At 71.6% G+C, this 16,068-nt stretch carries 19 protein-coding genes; 8 read left to right on the forward strand and 11 right to left on the reverse strand.

The features are described from left to right. Positions 1-40: 40 nt before the first annotated feature. Together CYQ11_RS18945 and CYQ11_RS18950 are read right to left on the reverse strand one after the other, a co-directional pair. A complete protein-coding gene (locus CYQ11_RS18945; RefSeq protein ID WP_099201559.1) occupies positions 41-580 on the reverse strand; it encodes a hypothetical protein in 540 nt (179 codons plus the stop codon). Between the two features lie 208 nt (positions 581-788). Next, the gene (locus tag CYQ11_RS18950) at positions 789-1,361 is read right to left on the reverse strand and encodes an ATP-binding protein (RefSeq protein ID WP_099201558.1); all 573 of its coding nucleotides are present in this window, start codon (positions 1,359-1,361) and stop codon (positions 789-791) included. 211 nt (positions 1,362-1,572) lie between these two features. Here CYQ11_RS18950 and CYQ11_RS18955 point away from each other — a divergent pair, with 211 nt between their 5' ends. Further along, the gene (locus CYQ11_RS18955) at positions 1,573-1,815 is read left to right on the forward strand and encodes a DUF397 domain-containing protein (RefSeq protein ID WP_099201557.1); all 243 of its coding nucleotides are present in this window, start codon (positions 1,573-1,575) and stop codon (positions 1,813-1,815) included. A 24-nt stretch (positions 1,816-1,839) separates the two neighbouring features. Here the strand turns inward: CYQ11_RS18955 and CYQ11_RS18960 are convergent, their stop codons facing one another. After that, on the reverse strand, positions 1,840-2,265 hold the full coding sequence (locus tag CYQ11_RS18960; RefSeq protein WP_099201556.1) for a hypothetical protein: 426 nt from the start codon (positions 2,263-2,265) through the stop codon (positions 1,840-1,842). A 211-nt stretch (positions 2,266-2,476) separates the two neighbouring features. Next, positions 2,477-3,244, reverse strand: a complete 768-nt coding sequence (locus tag CYQ11_RS18965; RefSeq protein ID WP_099201555.1) for a MarR family transcriptional regulator — start codon at positions 3,242-3,244, stop codon at positions 2,477-2,479. A 225-nt stretch (positions 3,245-3,469) separates the two neighbouring features. Between CYQ11_RS18965 and CYQ11_RS18970 the strand changes: the two genes are divergently transcribed. The 3 genes from CYQ11_RS18970 to CYQ11_RS18980 are packed head-to-tail and all read left to right on the forward strand — an operon-like array spanning position 3,470 to position 5,960. After that, positions 3,470-4,135 (forward strand): DUF4097 family beta strand repeat-containing protein, encoded by a 666-nt coding sequence (locus CYQ11_RS18970; protein WP_099201692.1) that lies wholly within the window; start codon positions 3,470-3,472, stop codon positions 4,133-4,135. A gap of 41 nt (positions 4,136-4,176) precedes the next feature. Next, a complete protein-coding gene (locus CYQ11_RS18975; RefSeq protein ID WP_099201554.1) occupies positions 4,177-5,172 on the forward strand; it encodes an ATP-binding cassette domain-containing protein in 996 nt (331 codons plus the stop codon). After that, entirely contained in the window at positions 5,169-5,960 is a 792-nt protein-coding gene (locus CYQ11_RS18980; RefSeq protein ID WP_099201553.1) for an ABC transporter permease, read from the forward strand. Before CYQ11_RS18975 ends, CYQ11_RS18980 begins: the two co-directional genes overlap by 4 nt. 163 nt (positions 5,961-6,123) lie before the next feature. On the opposite strand, the gene CYQ11_RS18985 is transcribed toward CYQ11_RS18980, so the two are convergent. Next, positions 6,124-7,428 (reverse strand): MFS transporter, encoded by a 1,305-nt coding sequence (locus CYQ11_RS18985; RefSeq protein WP_099201552.1) that lies wholly within the window; start codon positions 7,426-7,428, stop codon positions 6,124-6,126. A gap of 36 nt (positions 7,429-7,464) precedes the next feature. Here CYQ11_RS18985 and CYQ11_RS18990 point away from each other — a divergent pair, with 36 nt between their 5' ends. After that, on the forward strand, positions 7,465-8,481 hold the full coding sequence (locus tag CYQ11_RS18990) for a LysR family transcriptional regulator (protein WP_420894528.1): 1,017 nt from the start codon (positions 7,465-7,467) through the stop codon (positions 8,479-8,481). Between the two features lie 15 nt (positions 8,482-8,496). Here the strand turns inward: CYQ11_RS18990 and CYQ11_RS18995 are convergent, their stop codons facing one another. Beyond that, positions 8,497-9,303 carry an alpha/beta hydrolase gene (locus CYQ11_RS18995; RefSeq protein WP_099201550.1) on the reverse strand — a complete coding sequence of 269 codons (807 nt, stop codon included), beginning with the start codon at positions 9,301-9,303 and terminating at the stop codon, positions 8,497-8,499. Positions 9,304-9,407: 104 nt separating this feature from the next. On the opposite strand from CYQ11_RS18995, the gene CYQ11_RS19000 reads away from it, so the two are divergent. Then, the gene (locus CYQ11_RS19000) at positions 9,408-10,556 is read left to right on the forward strand and encodes an adenosine deaminase (RefSeq protein ID WP_099201549.1); all 1,149 of its coding nucleotides are present in this window, start codon (positions 9,408-9,410) and stop codon (positions 10,554-10,556) included. 172 nt (positions 10,557-10,728) lie between these two features. Continuing rightward, positions 10,729-11,121 (forward strand): hypothetical protein, encoded by a 393-nt coding sequence (locus tag CYQ11_RS19005; protein WP_099201548.1) that lies wholly within the window; start codon positions 10,729-10,731, stop codon positions 11,119-11,121. Positions 11,122-11,215: 94 nt separating this feature from the next. Here the strand turns inward: CYQ11_RS19005 and CYQ11_RS19010 are convergent, their stop codons facing one another. From CYQ11_RS19010 to afsQ1, 5 genes are all read right to left on the reverse strand, one after another. Beyond that, positions 11,216-11,422 carry a PspC domain-containing protein gene (locus CYQ11_RS19010; protein ID WP_099201547.1) on the reverse strand — a complete coding sequence of 69 codons (207 nt, stop codon included), beginning with the start codon at positions 11,420-11,422 and terminating at the stop codon, positions 11,216-11,218. Positions 11,423-11,547: 125 nt separating this feature from the next. Next, entirely contained in the window at positions 11,548-12,102 is a 555-nt protein-coding gene (locus tag CYQ11_RS19015) for a VanZ family protein (protein ID WP_099201546.1), read from the reverse strand. Between the two features lie 67 nt (positions 12,103-12,169). Continuing rightward, entirely contained in the window at positions 12,170-12,790 is a 621-nt protein-coding gene (locus CYQ11_RS19020; RefSeq protein WP_099201545.1) for a hypothetical protein, read from the reverse strand. Then, on the reverse strand, positions 12,787-14,349 hold the full coding sequence (locus CYQ11_RS19025) for an ATP-binding protein (protein WP_398781119.1): 1,563 nt from the start codon (positions 14,347-14,349) through the stop codon (positions 12,787-12,789). Before CYQ11_RS19025 ends, CYQ11_RS19020 begins: the two co-directional genes overlap by 4 nt. Positions 14,350-14,389: 40 nt before the next feature. Next, positions 14,390-15,067, reverse strand: a complete 678-nt coding sequence (gene afsQ1, locus CYQ11_RS19030; protein WP_181143703.1) for a two-component system response regulator AfsQ1 — start codon at positions 15,065-15,067, stop codon at positions 14,390-14,392. 203 nt (positions 15,068-15,270) lie between these two features. Between afsQ1 and CYQ11_RS19035 the strand changes: the two genes are divergently transcribed. Continuing rightward, positions 15,271-16,038 carry a SigE family RNA polymerase sigma factor gene (locus CYQ11_RS19035; protein ID WP_099201543.1) on the forward strand — a complete coding sequence of 256 codons (768 nt, stop codon included), beginning with the start codon at positions 15,271-15,273 and terminating at the stop codon, positions 16,036-16,038. Positions 16,039-16,068 lie beyond the last annotated feature (30 nt).

Genomic DNA, 16,068 nt, shown 5'->3' on the forward strand with positions numbered 1-16,068 from the left:
CGTCCCGGGTACTCAGGAGGGGCGGGTGCGGATACTCATTTCACCGTACGGGCGAGGTGAGGCACCGTTCGGACACCGCCCGGCCGTGTGCCCGCTGCCGCTTCGCGTACGACCAGGTCACCGCGGTCATCAGGGCCGGGATGGCGAACAGCGGGGCGAAGACGAAGGCCCAGACGGTGTGTGCCGTACCGCTCGTCATGTACGTCCGGCTCTCGACGGTGAAGGCGACCACGACTTGCCACAGGGCGGCCAGGACGAGGACGGCCGAGGCCGTCCAGGCCAGCCGGGCGAGGGTCCGGGGGCGCAGCGGCCGCCACCGGTCGCTGACGAGGAGCAGCGGAAAGAGGGCGGCCGCTTCGGAGAGGACGGAGAGACCGACGACGTAGGCGATGCCCCAGCCCGGGATGGCGAAGACGTCCCGAAGGACCTGCTCGCTGTAACCGACGTAGACGCCGGACGCCATGGCGACGCGCCACAGCCCGGACGGGAGGGCGCACAGGGCGATGGCGTGGGCGGCCCGACGGGCCCAGAGGGGAGCGGGGACGCTGACGGGGGCGGTCGCGGTGGTCATGACGTACATGCTGGCCGCGGACGTACCGGCCCCGCTTCGGCCGCGCCGGCAGACCGCCTCCGCCGTCCGGCGGAGGGCGCACCCGGCTGGGGGAGGAGCCGGGTGGCCGCTGAATCACCCCAGGGACTTCCATGGGCAGCACGGACAGTGGTGCGTACGAGAGGTTCACGGCCGAGGAGCGCGGATCGCTGAGCTGTGGGGCGTTGCCGGTGCCGGGTCATCGGGGGTGGGCGTCGTGGACGTGCCGCCGCATCGCGACGGTCGCTGCTACGGCACGTTGCTTGCTGCCGCTGTCCACGGCCCGGCGCTGGGCGGCGCCGAGTCGGGCGCACTCGCCGCACGTGTCACGCGCCCAAGCCGGCTCGGCCTTGGGTGCCGGCGCGCCCAGCGTGAACCACATCGCCTTCCCGGCCCCGCCGCCCTGTGCGCAGAACCCCCAGGCGTCCGCGCTGCCCTCGATCAGCGTCAGGCCACGCCCCGACTCGTCCTCGCCCGAGGCGCTGCGCCGACGGCTCTCCGGCACGCCGGGTGCGTTGTCGTGGACGAGCACGAGGAGTTGATCGAGGCTCGTCCACTCGGCGAGGACGGTGACGGGGGTGTCGCAGCCCCCGGCCCGGCAGGCGTTGACGGCGTTGGTGACAGCTTCCGAGGACAGGACGACGGCGGTGTCGGTCAGATCGGTGCGCTTGGCCGCGGCGAGCAGCGCACGCACCACTTCGCGAACGATGCGGACCCATGCGGGGTGGGGTGGGAAGACGAGGGAGCAGTCGCTGGCCGGGCTAGTTGTCATGGGGCGTCTCCTGGGGAGGTGGGGGGCCGCTCGCGGTGGCGTTGCCCGCGCCAACTACCTACGGTGCGAGTGCACTTCCGCGCGCCAGCGTCCTGGCGAGTCGCGTCGACCGTAGTAATAAGTTTCCGGAGACCGCCCCTGAGAGCCAGGAAGCCGAAGACTCCTTGAGCTTGATTCAACATGTGCTCTACGAATTGAGATAGGTGGCGAGATGCCCCAGCTTGTATGGCGTAAGTCCTCGTACAGCGTCGGGCAAGACGGCGACTGCGTGGAAGTCGCCCCGCATCCCGGCGGCCTGATACGCGTCCGCGAGAGCGACGATCCCGACTTCATCCTCACTGCCTCCCCTGCGGCCTTCGCCGGCCTCCTCCGCGACCTCAAGCGCGACATCAAGGCCAAGACCGCCCCGGCGGCGCATCACGAGGCGCCCCGGCGGGCGGCCGGAGCGCCGTAGTCGTGCGGCGGAATCAGTGGGGGATCAGGTCACCTTCACCGTGACCACGGCAGAGTGCGTCTTGCCGTGAACCACCCGCAGATGTTCCGTGCCCTTGTGGTTGAGCTTGACCTTGACGCTGTAGGAACCGTGCTTGACGGTGGTGGTCTCCAGCGAGACCCACCTGTTGCCCTTCCTGTGCTCGACAGTGAGCCTGCTGCCGTCCCTGATGTGGAAGACCTTGCCGCTGAGCCGCACCGTCCCGCCATGCCGCACGCTCTTCGCGTTCGCGTGGATGGTGATGAACTCCCTCTTCGACTGAGGGTCGTGCGCGACAGCGGCTACTCCGTTGACGTGCGAAGCCTCTACCGAGGCGAGCGCGGGTGCCGCACCGCCGGCCAGGAGGGCGGTGCAGGCAGCGCCTGAGATCACGGCCGTCCGGAGGCGGCGTGAGTTGTTCATGGCCGTCACGACGCTTCACCTCGCCCCTGAGGGCGGGAACCTCTCTGAAGTGGCAAAACGTTTTTATTGATTCTTCTATCAGTCAACGCCCGGCGCCGGGCAGGGTCAAGCCGTTCCCGCGCCCGCCCGGCGCCCGGGACACCGACCGCCCACCGGTCGCATGCGTGCGGATGCGACCGGTGAAGGAGGGCTGGCGTTCATCGGCAGTCGAGACGGCTGTCTACCCCCCGTGACCTGACTGATCCGTACCTGGCTCGGCAGCGCCGGCCGGGGTCGTTTCCGCCTTCGTGTAGAGGATGTCGCGGGCCTGCTCCGCGGCGTGGGCCATTCTCTCGCCGACGAAGTCGACGAAGCGGGCGATGTTCTCGAGGCGGACGGCGGCGGGGGTGTCGCGGCCGAGGACGCTGACGCCCTGCCGTGCGATCTCGGCGAGCTGGGCGTGGGACCGGGCGGCGGCGATCATCCCCTGGTACCAGACGTCGTTGTCGACGACGTAGCGCTCGCGGCGGCGGTCGTCGCGTTCCCGGCGGACGAGGCCCTGGCTTTCCAGGAGCGCGATCGCTTTGGAGACGGACGCGGGGCTGACCTGGAGGCGCTGGACGAGTTCGGACGCGGTGAGACTGCCCGCGTCGGTGGTGTAGAGGCAGGTCAGCACCCGCGCCGTCATCTTGGGCAGGCCCGTTTGTATGAGGAGGGTGGTGAACGTCTCCTCGTACTCGTGCAGGGCCTCGGCGTCGCGTCCGTGGGCCTGCGCGGGCGCCTGCGGCCCTTGGGGCGCGGCCTGCCTGCGCCGGTGGGTGCGGCGTTCGGTGGCGCGGTGGGCCAGGTCGGCGCGGTAGGCGGTGGGGCCGCCGTTGCGCATCACCTCGCGCGTGATGGTCGAGGTGGGGCGGTCGAGACGTCTGGCGATCTCCGCGTAGGCGAGTTCGTCGGCCAGGCCCAGCGCGATCTGCTGGCGTTCCCGCTGAGTGAGCCTGCCTCCCGGCATCACGATCTCCCTTGTGCGCTTCCTTGACGGCCCCCAGCATAGCGTTCACTTTCATCCATTGCAACGAAAGGGAGGGTGGTTGTTGCGTTAGTTTCCAGAACGTTGCAACGAAATAGGGGCTGTGACCTGCATATATGTAGGCGGGATGCAACGAAGTTGTTGCCGCACTCGCGAATGCAACGTAGCTTTTCCCTCATCGGAAACGACGAGCTCAAGGAGAGCACCGTGCAGAAGTTCACCACCCCCGCCCCGATCGCCGCCGTCCTCGACGTCCCCGCCGGGCGCGTCCAGTTCATTGCCGCCGACCGGGCCGACACCACGGTCGAGGTCCTGCCCGTGGACGCCTCGAAGGGCCGCGACGTGAAGGCGGCGGAGCAGACCACGGTCGAATACGGCGACGGCGTCCTGCGGATCGCGGTCCAGGCGGCGAAGAACCAGTACTTCGGCTCCTCCGGGTCCATCGAGGTGACGGTCCAGCTGCCCGCCGGCTCCCGCGTCGACGTGACGGCGGCCGCCGCCGAGTTCCGGGCCGTCGGACGCCTCGGCGACGTGGTCTTCGACGGCGCGCACGGCGCGATCAAGGTCGACGAGGCCGAGAGCGTCCGCCTCACCGCCCACGCCGGTGACGTCTCGGTCGGCCGCCTCAACGGCCCCGCGGAGATCAGCACCCAGAAGGGCGACATCCGGATCGCCGAGGCCGTGCGCGGCGCGGTCGTGCTCCGCACCCAGGCCGGCGACATCTCGGTCGGCGCCGCCCGCGGAGTCTCCGCCTCCCTGGACGCCGGCACCAGCTACGGCCGCATCGGCAACGCCCTCAAGAGCGACGGCAACGCCGAACTCGACATACGCGCCACCACCTCCTACGGCGACATCACCGCCCGCAGCCTGTAAAGACCCGCAGCCTGCAACGACCGGTAAAGGGAGCACCTCTCATGACCAACCTGGCCATCGCGGCGAACGGGCTGCGCAAGTCCTACGGCGACAAGGTCGTGCTCGACGGCGTCGACCTGGCCGTCCCGGAGGGCACGGTCTTCTCCCTGCTCGGCCCGAACGGCGCCGGCAAGACCACCGCCGTCAAGATCCTCTCCACGCTGATCAGGGCCGACGCCGGCGCGATCCGCGTCGGTGGCCACGACCTGGCCGCCGACCCGCAGGCGGTCCGCGCCGCCATCGGTGTCACCGGGCAGTTCTCCGCCGTCGACGGGCTGATCACCGGCGAGGAGAACATGCTCCTCATGGCGGACCTGCACCACCTCCCGCGCCGCGAGGGCCGGCGCACCGCCGCCGAGCTGCTGGAGCGCTTCGGCCTCACCGAGGCCGCGAAGAAGCCCGCGTCCACCTACTCCGGCGGCATGAAGCGCCGCCTGGACATCGCCATGACCCTGGTCGGAGGCCCGCGGATCATCTTCCTCGACGAGCCGACGACGGGCCTCGACCCGCGCTCCCGTCACCACATGTGGCAGATCGTCCGCCAGTTGGTCGCCGACGGCGTCACCGTCTTCCTCACCACCCAGTACCTCGACGAGGCCGACGAACTCGCCGACCGCATCGCCGTGCTCGACGACGGGAAGATCGCCGCCGAAGGCACCGCCGAGGAGCTCAAGCGGCTCGTCCCCGGCGGACACGTCCGGCTCCGCTTCACCGACCCGGCCGCGTACCAGGGTGCCGCCTCCGCCCTGCGCGAGGCCACCCTCCTCCAAGGCCCCGGCTCCGCCCGGGCAGGGGACACCCCCCTCGACGAGTCCCTCATGCTGCAGATCCCCTCCGGCGGCAGCCCGCGCGAGCTGCGCTCCCTCCTCGACTGGCTGGACGCCGCCGGCATCGAGGCCGAGGAACTCACCGTGCACACCCCCGACCTCGACGACGTGTTCTTCGCCCTGACCGCCGGCGGCGACGTCCCCCACCAGCCCGAGGAGGCTGTCCGATGAGCTCCCTGTCCCTTGCCGTGCGCGACTCGTCCACGATGCTGCGCCGCAACCTGCTGCACGCCCGGCGCTACCCGTCCCTCACCCTGAACCTGCTGCTCACACCGGTCATGCTGCTGTTGCTGTTCGTCTACATCTTCGGCGACACCATGAGCGCGGGCATCGGCGGCGGCGGAGCCGACCGCTCCGACTACATCGCCTACCTCGTGCCGGGCCTGTTGCTGATGACCATCGGCAGCACCACGATCGGTACCGCGGTGTCCGTCTCCAACGACATGACCGAGGGCATCATCGCCCGCTTCCGCACGATGGCGATCCACCGCCCTTCGGTGCTCGTCGGGCACGTCGTCGGCAGCGTGCTCCAGTCGATCATGAGCGTGGTCGTCGTCGGCGCCGTCGCCGTGGCCATCGGCTTCCGGTCCACCGACGCCACCGTCCTGGAGTGGATCGCGGCGTTCGGGCTGCTCACGATGTTCGCCCTGGCGCTCACCTGGATCGCGGTCGGGATGGGCATGGTCAGCCCGAACGCCGAGGCCGCCAGCAACAACGCGATGCCGCTGATCTTCCTCCCGCTCATCTCCAGCGCCTTCGTCCCGGTCGACGCGATGCCGGGCTGGTTCCAGCCCGTCGCCGAGTACCAGCCGTTCACCCCCGCCATCGAAACCCTGCGCGGCCTGCTGCTCGGCACCGAGATCGGTGACAACGGGTGGCTCGCGATCGCCTGGTGCCTGGCGCTGACCGTCCTCGGCTACCTGTGGTCGAAGTCGGTGTTCAACCGCGACCCGAAGTGACCGCTGTGAAAACGCGGGCCCCGTACGGGGCCCTGCGCCCCTCCGGGTACCGCACGGAGGGGCGCAGCCGTCCCCGGGCCGCCCCTCGCGGCGCCCACGCGAAAGGCCCGCCCCACCGGACAAGCGGCAGGACGGGCCCTCCAAGAAGATGCCGGGCCGCGGATCAGGCGCGGCGCGCCACGGCGACCCGGCGCTCCACGAGCGCCCGCCGCGTCGCGTACAGCGTGATCGACGCCGCCGCCACCATCGCCACCAGGCCCAGCACGACCGTGCCGTCCCAGCCCGCCGCGCGGAAGGCCAGGGCGCCCAGCGTGCCGCCGACGGAACTGCCCACGTAGTACGCGGTCTGGTACAGGGCCGACGCCTGGGCGCGGCCGTGGGTGACGGCCCGGCTCACCGCCGACGAGGCGACCGCGTGGCCGGCGAAGAAGCCCGCCGTGATCAGGACCAGCCCCGCCAGCACCGCCACCAGCGACGACGACACGGACAGCAGCAGACCCGACGTCGTCGTGCCGACCGCCAGGTACAGCGCCCCGCGGCGGCCCATGCGGCCCACCAGCCTGCCGGCCGCCGCCGACGAGGCCGTACCGACCAGGTAGATCAGGAAGATCGAGCCGACCACACCCTGCGGGAGGGAGAACGGCGCCTCCGCCAGGCGGTAGCCGATCACCGTGTAGACCGCGCCGAAGACGGTCATGAACAGCGCGCCGATCGCGTACAGGCGCCGCAGCAGCGGGTCGGACAGGTGCGCCCCGACCGTGCGGGCCAGCGACCGCGCCGAGACCGCCGAAGCCGTGAAGTGACGTGCCTTCGGCACCATCAGGCGGAAGACCAGGGCGCACACCACCGCCAGCGCGCCCACCGCCGCGAGGCCGGCCCGCCAGCCCCCGGCCTGCGCGACCCAGCCGGCGAGGATGCGGCCGACCATGCCGCCGATGGAGTTGCCGGCCACGAACAGGCCGATCGCGCCGATCAGCGCCTTCGGCCGCACCTCCTCCGAGAGGTAGGCCATCGCCGACGCCGGCACACCCGCCAGCGCCGCGCCCTGCACCGCGCGCAGCGCGACCAGCCAGCCCAGGTCCGGAGCCATCGGCACGAGCAGGGCCACGAACGCCGCGACGCACAGCGCGGCGGTCATCGTCGCGCGCCGGCCGTAGCGCTCCGACAGGGCGCTGAGCGGGATGACCGCGAGGGCCAGGCCGCCGGTCGCCGCCGAGACGGTCCAGCTCGCCTGATCCGGTGTCACACCGAGGTCGGCGGAGATCGCGGGAAGCAGCGCCTGGGTGGAGTAGAGGAGGGCGAAGGTGGCGACACCGGCCGCGAAGAGCGCGAAGCTCATCCGGCGGTAACCGAGCCCGCCGGGGACCAGCCGAGTGTCATCGGGTGCGGAAGCGGTGGGAAGAGACGACAAGGCAGAGGCATCCGACCGCATGACCACGGTGGATGCCCCGGTATCGGCAGGAGGCATGCGAGAACCGTATGCAGCCTGCATTTGATGCGTCCAATGCACAGAATGCCGATAATCGATTCTGTGTCGCATCAGTACAGGTCACGGGCCCCCTTGTCACCGCCCGGCAACGAAAAAGACATCCCCGCAACAATCGATGTCGAGGAGGACTCCTGGGCCACCGCGCTCACCCCGCGCCTGGCCCAGTTCGTCGCCGTGGCCCGCCACGAGCACGTCACCCGGGCCGCCCAGCAGCTGGGCATGCCGCAGTCCACGCTCAGCCGGTCGGTGGCGCGCCTCGAACACGACCTGGGCGTCGCCCTCTTCGCCCGCCACGGCCGCACGGTCTCCCTGACCGCCGCCGGCCGGGCCTTCCTCGCCTCCGTCGAACGGGCGCTGTCCGAAGTCGAGCGCGCCGCCGAGGCCGTACGGGCCGACGCCGACCCCGCCACGGGGAAGGTCGCCTTCGGCTTCCTGCACACCATGGGCTCCGAGACCGTACCCGAACTCATAAGGGCCTTCCGAGCCGATCACCCGCGGGTGCGCTTCCAGCTCGTCCAGAACTACGGCGAGGCGATGATCGAGCGGCTGCGCGACGGCGACCTCGACCTGTGCCTGACCTCACCCGTCCCCGACGAGCCCGACCTGGTGGCGCGCCGGCTCGACGAACAGAAGCTGCGCCTGGTCGTCCCCGACGACCACCCCCTCGCCGTGCGCAAGCGCATCCGGCTGGCCGAGGCGGCCTCCGAACTGTTCGTCACGCTCGAACCGGGCTACGGACTCCGTCGCATCACCGACGCGCTCTGCGCGGAGGCGGGGTTCACGCCGAAGGTCGCGTTCGAGGGCGAGGACCCCGAGACGCTGCGCGGCCTCGTCGCCGCCGGGCTGGGCGTGGCGCTGCTGCCGCCCCCGGCCGTACCGCGGCCCGGCGTCGTGGAACTCACGGTGACCGCGCCGCGCGCCGTGCGCGAGATCGGCGTGGCGTGGCTGGACGGGCACCCGGACACCCCGCCGGTGGCGGCGTTCAAGCGGTTCCTGCTCTCGCGCAGGGGCCAACTGCTGCTCCACCGCTGACCCATCGGACACACCCTAGTGTCCGAGCGTCTCCCCGAACCCCGACGCCAGCGGCATCCGCAGCCCCAGGGGCGGCGGGGCCGCCAGCGCGTCCGCCAGCGGGCGGGCGTAGGGATGGCCGAAGAGGGTGCCGCGGACGAAGTCGGCGGCGAGGGCGAGGACTTCGGAGCGGTGCTGCTTCAGGCCGTGGCCGTCGGAATGGACCTCGAAGCGGCAGACGTCGCGATTGGTCTTCTTGGCCCGCTCCGCGAGCCGGTAGGACAGGTCCGGGTCCGTGCGCTCGTCGTTCGTGCCGTGGACGATGAGCACCCGCCGGCCCGCCAGCTGCCGCACCGGATCCGGGTCGAGGACGGCCTCGGGCTCCGGCAGCCACGGGGCGATGGCCAGCACCGCCGCGACGGCGTCGTGCCCGGCGGCCCGCAGCGCGGCGCGGGCGCCCATGCCCGTGCCGATCAGGCACACCGGCACGTCGCCGTAGCGCCGCACCATCTCGTCCGCCGCCCACCGCGCGTCCCGCACCGGGTCGGCCGACGAACCGTTCCAGCCGCGGTGGCGGTAGCGCACGAGATGGATGGCCAGCCCCTCCGCGCCGCCCGCCCGGGTGAGCCGGCGGGCCAGCGGGCGCTGCGCCGCGAGCGTCAGGGCCGTCGGCCCCCGCAGTCCCACGGGGCGGCCGCCCGGCAGCAGCAGGGCCACGCCGTGCACGGCCTTCCCGGCGTGCCCGGCGCCCAGCGGTCTGCCCAGTCGCGGGGCCGCGACGGGCGTGCTCGACGTGCCTGCCGGACCTTCTGGATCTCGCTGCGGCAACGCTTGCTGCACCATGGCAGACAACGATGACAGAAGGACGGGCGCTGTCCACCCCGCCGATCGGTCACTGTTCCGTATCGTTCGCTGATATCTACGCGCGTAGGGGCTACAGTGCGGAAATGACGAGCGAGACCACCTCCCCATCGACCTCCCGCCCCTCCCCGGAGCAGATCCGCCGCGCGCCCAAGGTGCTGCTGCACGATCACCTGGACGGCGGCCTGCGCCCGGGCACCGTCGTCGAGCTGGCCGCCGCGATCGGCTACGACAAGCTCCCCGAGACCGACCCGGACAAGCTGGGCGTCTGGTTCCGCGAGGCCGCCGACTCCGGCTCGCTGGAGCGCTACCTGGAGACGTTCGCGCACACCTGTGCCGTCATGCAGTCCCGTGAGGCGCTGGTCCGCGTGGCCGCCGAGTGCGCCGAGGACCTGGCCGAGGACGGCGTCGTCTACGCCGAGGTGCGCTACGCCCCCGAGCAGCACCTGGAGGCGGGGCTCACCCTCGAGCAGGTCGTCGAGGCCGTGAACGAGGGCTTCCGCGAGGGTGAGCGCCGGGCCCGCGCGAACGGCCACCGCATCCGCGTCGGCGCGCTGCTGACCGCCATGCGCCACGCGGCCCGCGCCCTGGAGATCGCCGAGCTGGCCAACCGCTACCGCGACTCCGGCGTGGTCGGCTTCGACATCGCGGGCGCCGAGGCGGGCTTCCCCCCCACCCGCCACCTGGACGCGTTCGAGTACCTCAAGCGCGAGAACAACCACTTCACCATCCACGCCGGCGAGGCCTTCGGCCTGCCGTCCATCTGGCAGGCCCTCCAGTGGTGCGGCGCCGACCGGCTGGGCCACGGCGTGCGCATCATCGACGATATCGAGATCGCGGAGGACGGCTCGGTCAAGCTCGGCCGGCTCGCCTCGTACGTGCGGGACAAGCGCATTCCGCTGGAAATGTGCCCCACCTCCAACCTCCAGACGGCCGCCGCTAATTCATATGAAGACCACCCCATCGGTCTTCTGCGTAAGCTGCACTTCCGGGCGACGGTGAACACCGATAATCGTCTGATGAGCGGCACCAGCATGAGCCGTGAATTCGAGCACCTGGTGAAGGCGTTCGGCTACACGCTGGACGACATGCAGTGGTTCACCGTCAATGCCATGAAGTCGGCCTTCATCCCATTCGATGAACGTCTGGCCATGATCAATGACGTGATCAAGCCGGGTTACGCGGAGCTGAAGTCCGAGTGGCTTTTCCGCCAGACCAGCACCGGGACGGTCTGACCAGCAATTCCCGTTCGGTCTTCCGGGTGACGGGCCCGAACTGAATACACCGCACACGGCCGGGACTTCAAGTCCCGGCCGTGTCATTGTTTGCGGGCCGCGGGGGACGTGGCTAGGTTGCGGGGCGCCCGGCATTTCCCTGCCGTTCCCCCGTCACGAGGACAGATCTCAGATGAAGCAGGCAACCCTCAAGGCTCTCGGTGCCGTGGCCGTCGGCGCGGCGATCGCCGCCAGCGCCGCCGGCACGGCCTCCGCCGGCACGCTCGAATCGGTCACCACCACCGCCACCGGTGCGACGAAGGGACTCCCCATCGAGCAGGTCGCGCCGATCGCCCCGGCGGGCGGGCCGGTGCTCGTCGCCACGAACCGCCTGATCGCCTCCGGCGTCCTGGAGCAGACGGCCAAGGCGGCCGACCACGCCCTGGCGCCCCACCTGCCCACCGAGAAGCTGGCCGCCCCGACCGACAACAAGGGCAACGCGGGCCTGCTCGGCGGCCTGCCCACCAAGGCCATCGCCCCCAACGGCATCTCCCTGCCCGGCATCGGCACCCCGAACATGCGCTGACGGGGCCAACGGGAGAGCAGAACAGCGCGCCGCGGCGGCCGCGCCCCCCTTACCCGGGGTGCGCGGCCGCCGCGTGCGCGCGTGGGGCAGGCCGTCACCAGGCCGTGGCCGTGTGGTTCTTGTCGGAGGGGAGCAGGATCCACAGCGCGAGGTAGAGCACGAACTGCGGACCGGGCAGCAGGCACGAGAGCAGGAAGATCACCCGCATCGTCGTGCGGGAGATCCCGAACCGCTCGGCGAGCCCCGCGCAGACGCCGGCGATCATCCTGTGGTTACGGGGGCGGACCAGCGGAGCGGGCATGGCAGCGACTCCTTCGTCGTCTTCTCGGTGCCGTCGGCACCGAGGCCGGCGTCATCGACGTCATTCGCGGGAACGTTCTCCCGACGACCTCAACGCTACGGCCGCCACCCGGGCAAAGCGTCGCTCTACGGGGCGATCCCGACCCTGGGGATCGTCGGGGTCAGACCCCGGTCCGGCTCCTTCCGCCGGAGGGGAGGAGTGGGGCGCCCCTCCGCCCTGCGGCGGAGCCGGGCCCGTACGGCGGGCACCACCGCCACGTGGGCGAGGGCCACTCCCGTGACGTTCATCAGCAGCTTGTCCACGTCCAGGACCTGGCCCACCACACCGCTCTGCACCACCTGGAGGGCCAGCGAGAGCATCACCGCCGTGAAGAGCGTCCGCGCCAGCGAGCCCAGCGCCGACACCGCGATCCGGCCCCCCGCCCACGGCAGCAGCACCCCCAGCGGGGCGAACGGCAGCACCCCCGCTCCTATCGACCGCGCCGCGTCCCAGGGCGACAGCGCCAGGTCCGCACGGATCGTGGCCAGCGGCTCCAGACGCGCGGCGGACACCCACGGTGCGGTCAGCGGCCGCAGAGCGAGCCAGCCGACCACCAGGAGCTGGACGGTCAGGAGGACACAGCCCGCCACGCGGTAGCGGTATCGGAGGGCGGGCGTACCGCCGTAGCCATGACGCTGCACGCCCCCGAGGACGCGGCGCGCGGGGCGCGCGGTTCCGCCGACGGGTACAGAGAGTCAGCGCCCCGCGTCAGGACACTGGGGCCCCGGTGCTCCGGGTCCGCTCCGGGTGGGTGCGCGTCTCCTCGGTGCAGGTGAAGCCCCTGGGCTTCTCGTCGTCCGGGCCGCCCAGCACGACCGTGCCCTTGCCGTCGGCCGCGGCCGTGCCGGCGTAGGTGCACACGAGCTGCGCCAGGGCGACCGGGGGCAGCTCGTCCGGCTTCACGCCCAGGCGCAGGGTCCCCGCCGGGTCGCCGGGGCCGGAGCCCCGCACGGTCAGCCGCTGCGGCACGTCCGTGGCGAAGCCGGCGTCGTCCTCCACCGGCGACGGCTGCCGCTGGAGCTCCTCGAGCAGCGCGCGGGCCGTCCCGACGGACTCGCCGCTCTCCGGCAGGGCGACGGAGCGGGGGACGGGCAGGAGCTGGGAGCCGCACAGCAGCTGGACGGACATCACGGCACTGCCCGGGAGCGGGTCGCTCTGCGGGGCGGCCGGGCGCACCACACAGGTGGCCCGGGAGGGCGCGCTGCCGGCGTCCACGGGCACGGCGGTGCCGCGGATGCCGCACCCGGCGACCAGTCCGGCCCCGGCCGCCAGGGCGGCGGCGCGGACGGCGGTCGTACGGACGGTGGCGGGCAGTCTCATGACGCTCATGACGCACCGCCTTCCGGGGCGCGGTCGCCCGACGGGGGGCCCTCGCCGTCGTCCACGGTCGCGGAGTCGTCGCGCGGCAGCGTCAGCGTGAAGACGGCGCCGCCGTCGGAGGAGTTGGCGGCGGTGATCTCGCCCCCGTGGATGTGGGCGTTCTCCAGGGCGATGGACAGCCCGAGGCCACTCCCCTCGGAGCGCGGCCGCGAGGCGCTGGCCTTGTAGAAGCGGTCGAAGACGTGCGGCAGGACGTCCTCGGGGATGCCGGGGCCGTGGTCGCGCACCGCGATCACCAGCTCGTCGTCCGTCTGCCGCACGGAGACGCGGACGGGCGAGCCGCCGTGCTTGAGGGCGTTGCCGATGAGGTTGGCCAGGATCACGTCCAGGCGGCGGGGGTCGAGGCGGGCCATGGTGCCGCGCTCCGCGTCCAGCTCGACGGCGTCGAGCCAGGCGCGCGCGTCGATGCACGCCGTGATCTGGTCGGCGATGTCCACGTCGTCCAGGACCAGCCGGGCCGTGCCCGCGTCGAAGCGGGTGACCTCCATCAGGTTCTCCACCAGGTCGTTCAGGCGGCGGGTCTCGCTCACCACGAGCTGCACCGCGGGCGCGATCATGGGGTCGAGGTTGTCGGCCTCGTCCTCCAGCACCTCGGTCACCGCGGTGATCGCCGTGAGCGGGGTGCGCAGCTCGTGTGACATGTCGGCGACGAAGCGACGGCTGGCCGCCTCCCGGGCGCTCAGCTCCTCCACCCGCTTCTGCAGCGATTCCGCGGTCTTGTTGAAGGTGCGCGACAGGTCGGCCAGTTCGTCGGTGCCCGACACCTGGAGCCGGGTGTCCAGCTTGCCCTCGCCGAGCCTGCGGGCCGCGTCGCCGAGGCGCTGGACGGGCCGCAGCACGGTCGAGGCGGCGGCCTGGGCGAGCAGGGCCGAGCCGATGAGGGCGAGGCCCGTGGCGATGCCCAGCGACCAGGCCAGGGAGTTCAGGTCGGCCCGCTCGTTGTCCAGCGACTTCAGCAGGTACCCGGTGGGGCCGCCGCCGATCACCTTGGCGCCGCCGACCAGGTACGGCTTGCCGCCGAGCGTGATCCGCTGCCAGTACAGGTGGTACGGGTACGGATTGGACTCGTCGACCTTGCGTTCCCGGTTGACGGCGGTGACCAGCGTCCTGGGCACCACCCCGAGCGTGAACAGGTCGCGGTCCGAGGGCGCGGCGCAGTCGCCGCCGCCCTTGACCTTGCCGATCAGCAGCACCTCGTACTTCTGCGAGGTGGCCGCCATCCGGTCCGCGGCCTCCTGCAGCTCGGGACAGGTCGGGGTCAGCGGCAGCGACCCGGTGTTGTCCTGGAGGGACTTGCGGAAGTCGTCGAGGGCGGCGTTCTGCGTCCTCGTGAGGACGGCGTCGCGGTTGAGCCAGTAGGCGATGGCGGACGCCGACACGGCGGCGGCGAGGGCGACCAGGGCGAAGACGAGCATCAGCCGCAGTCGCAGGCTGATCCACCGCATGCTCAGCTTCATGATGTTCTTCGCCGCCGCCCAGCCCCGCACCCGACCGGGCTCTTCTGTCACTGTGCGCTCTCAGTCCTCGTGATCGTCACCACTGGGCCGCTCACTGCGGCGCGTCGAGCCGGTAGCCGACACCGCGCACGGTGCGGATCAGGGTCGGCGACGACGGAACGTCCTCGACCTTGGCCCGCAGCCGCTGGACGCAGGCGTCCACCAGCCGGGAGTCGCCGAGGTAGTCGTGCTCCCACACCAGCCGCAACAACTGCTGCCGGGACAGGGCCTGCCCCGGCCGGCGGCTCAGCTCCAGCAGCAGCCGCAGCTCGGTCGGGGTCAGCTGGAGGTCCTGGCCGTTCTTGGTGACGGTCATCGCGGACCGGTCGATGACCAGCGAACCGAAGACCGCCGAGTCGTTCGACTCGCGCTCGCCGCGGCGCAGCACGGCCCGGATCCGGGCGTCCAGGACCCGGCCCTGCACGGGCTTGACCACATAGTCGTCGGCGCCGGACTCGAGCCCGACCACCACGTCGATGTCGTCGTTGCGGGCGGTCAGCAGGATGATCGGCAGCTGGTCCGTCCGCCGGATGCGCCGGCACACCTCGAACCCGTCGATGCCCGGCAGCATCACGTCCAGCACGATCAGGTCCGGCCGCTGCTCTCGCAGCATCTTCAGGCCGTCCTCGCCCGTCGCCGCGGTCACCACACGGTGGCCCTGGCGGGACAGGGAGAACTCGAGGGCCGTGCGGATGGCGTCGTCGTCCTCGATCAGCAACAGGAAAGGCACGGTGGTCATTCTGGCCTAAGTGTGGCCGGTAGTTCGACAGAAGGACGTCGCAGCGACGCCCGCGGGGGCCGGCGGGCTGTTGCAGGGCTGTGACAGTCGGCGGACAGCGCGATGAAACTGACCCGGCAGGCTTTTCGTCACCGGGCAGTTCGAGGTCCGGATCACTGACGGACCGAGCTGGCTCCACCGACGGGGGGCGCGAGATGAACACACTGCACAGCACCACGACCAGCGCAGTTCGCACGCGCCTTCACGACGCCGGACGGAGCCCGGAGAAGTCCGGTGCCGTGGGCGGGCGGGGGTGCGCTCGCGGTACCGGACGTGGACGGCCGCAATACGTCTACTTGACGGCGGCGATCGACGCGATCGCGTACGGGGAGCCCAAGGGGGGCGCTCCGGGGGGCACGGGGGAGCGCGGCGCGCAGGTGCCGCGGACGAAGGCGTCGGACGCCGAAGAGGCGTTCACCGCATACGTCCAGGAGCGCAGGGCCTCCCTGTACGCGACCGCGTACCACCTGACCGGTGACCGGCACGAGGCGGAGGACCTGCTGCAGAGCGCGCTGTTCTCCACCTACCGCGCCTGGGACCGCATCGCCGACAAGGCGGCCATCGGCGGCTACCTGCGCCGCACCATGACCAACCTGCACATCAGCGCCTGGCGCCGGCGCAAGCTCAACGAGTACCCGACCGAGGAACTGCCGGAGACGGTGGGCGAGCAGGACGCGATGCGCGGCACCGAGCTGCGCGCGGTCCTGTGGCAGGCGCTCGCCCGGCTGCCCGAGCTCCAGCGCACGATGCTGGTCCTGCGCTACTACGAGGGCCGCACCGACCCGGAGATCGCGGAGATCCTGGACATCAGCGTCGGCACGGTCAAGAGCAGCATCTGGCGCTCGCTGCGCCGGCTCCGCGACGACGAGGTCATCTGCTCGGGGCGGGTCGCCGAGGAGTCCTTCGGCGAGCTGGTGGCCTAGGTCCCACGGGGGGAACGGCCGCGAGGCCGA

This window comes from Streptomyces cinnamoneus, from assembly GCF_002939475.1.
In the GTDB taxonomy this organism is placed as follows: domain Bacteria; phylum Actinomycetota; class Actinomycetes; order Streptomycetales; family Streptomycetaceae; genus Streptomyces; species Streptomyces cinnamoneus_A.

Coding starts and splice junctions, on each gene's coding strand:
- CYQ11_RS19010 (WP_099201547.1), bottom strand. CDS start 11,422: ATGCCCGCTCCGCTGGTCCGCCCCCGTAACCACAGGATGATCGCCGGC.
- CYQ11_RS19020 (WP_099201545.1), bottom strand. CDS start 12,790: ATGAGCGTCATGAGACTGCCCGCCACCGTCCGTACGACCGCCGTCCGC.
- CYQ11_RS18975 (WP_099201554.1), top strand. CDS start 4,177: ATGACCAACCTGGCCATCGCGGCGAACGGGCTGCGCAAGTCCTACGGC.
- CYQ11_RS18955 (WP_099201557.1), top strand. CDS start 1,573: ATGCCCCAGCTTGTATGGCGTAAGTCCTCGTACAGCGTCGGGCAAGAC.
- CYQ11_RS18965 (WP_099201555.1), bottom strand. CDS start 3,244: ATGCCGGGAGGCAGGCTCACTCAGCGGGAACGCCAGCAGATCGCGCTG.
- CYQ11_RS18990 (WP_420894528.1), top strand. CDS start 7,465: ATGCACAGAATGCCGATAATCGATTCTGTGTCGCATCAGTACAGGTCA.
- CYQ11_RS18985 (WP_099201552.1), bottom strand. CDS start 7,428: ATGCCTCCTGCCGATACCGGGGCATCCACCGTGGTCATGCGGTCGGAT.
- CYQ11_RS18995 (WP_099201550.1), bottom strand. CDS start 9,303: ATGGTGCAGCAAGCGTTGCCGCAGCGAGATCCAGAAGGTCCGGCAGGC.
- CYQ11_RS18945 (WP_099201559.1), bottom strand. CDS start 580: ATGTACGTCATGACCACCGCGACCGCCCCCGTCAGCGTCCCCGCTCCC.
- CYQ11_RS19000 (WP_099201549.1), top strand. CDS start 9,408: ATGACGAGCGAGACCACCTCCCCATCGACCTCCCGCCCCTCCCCGGAG.
- CYQ11_RS18950 (WP_099201558.1), bottom strand. CDS start 1,361: ATGACAACTAGCCCGGCCAGCGACTGCTCCCTCGTCTTCCCACCCCAC.
- CYQ11_RS18980 (WP_099201553.1), top strand. CDS start 5,169: ATGAGCTCCCTGTCCCTTGCCGTGCGCGACTCGTCCACGATGCTGCGC.
- CYQ11_RS19035 (WP_099201543.1), top strand. CDS start 15,271: ATGAACACACTGCACAGCACCACGACCAGCGCAGTTCGCACGCGCCTT.
- CYQ11_RS19005 (WP_099201548.1), top strand. CDS start 10,729: ATGAAGCAGGCAACCCTCAAGGCTCTCGGTGCCGTGGCCGTCGGCGCG.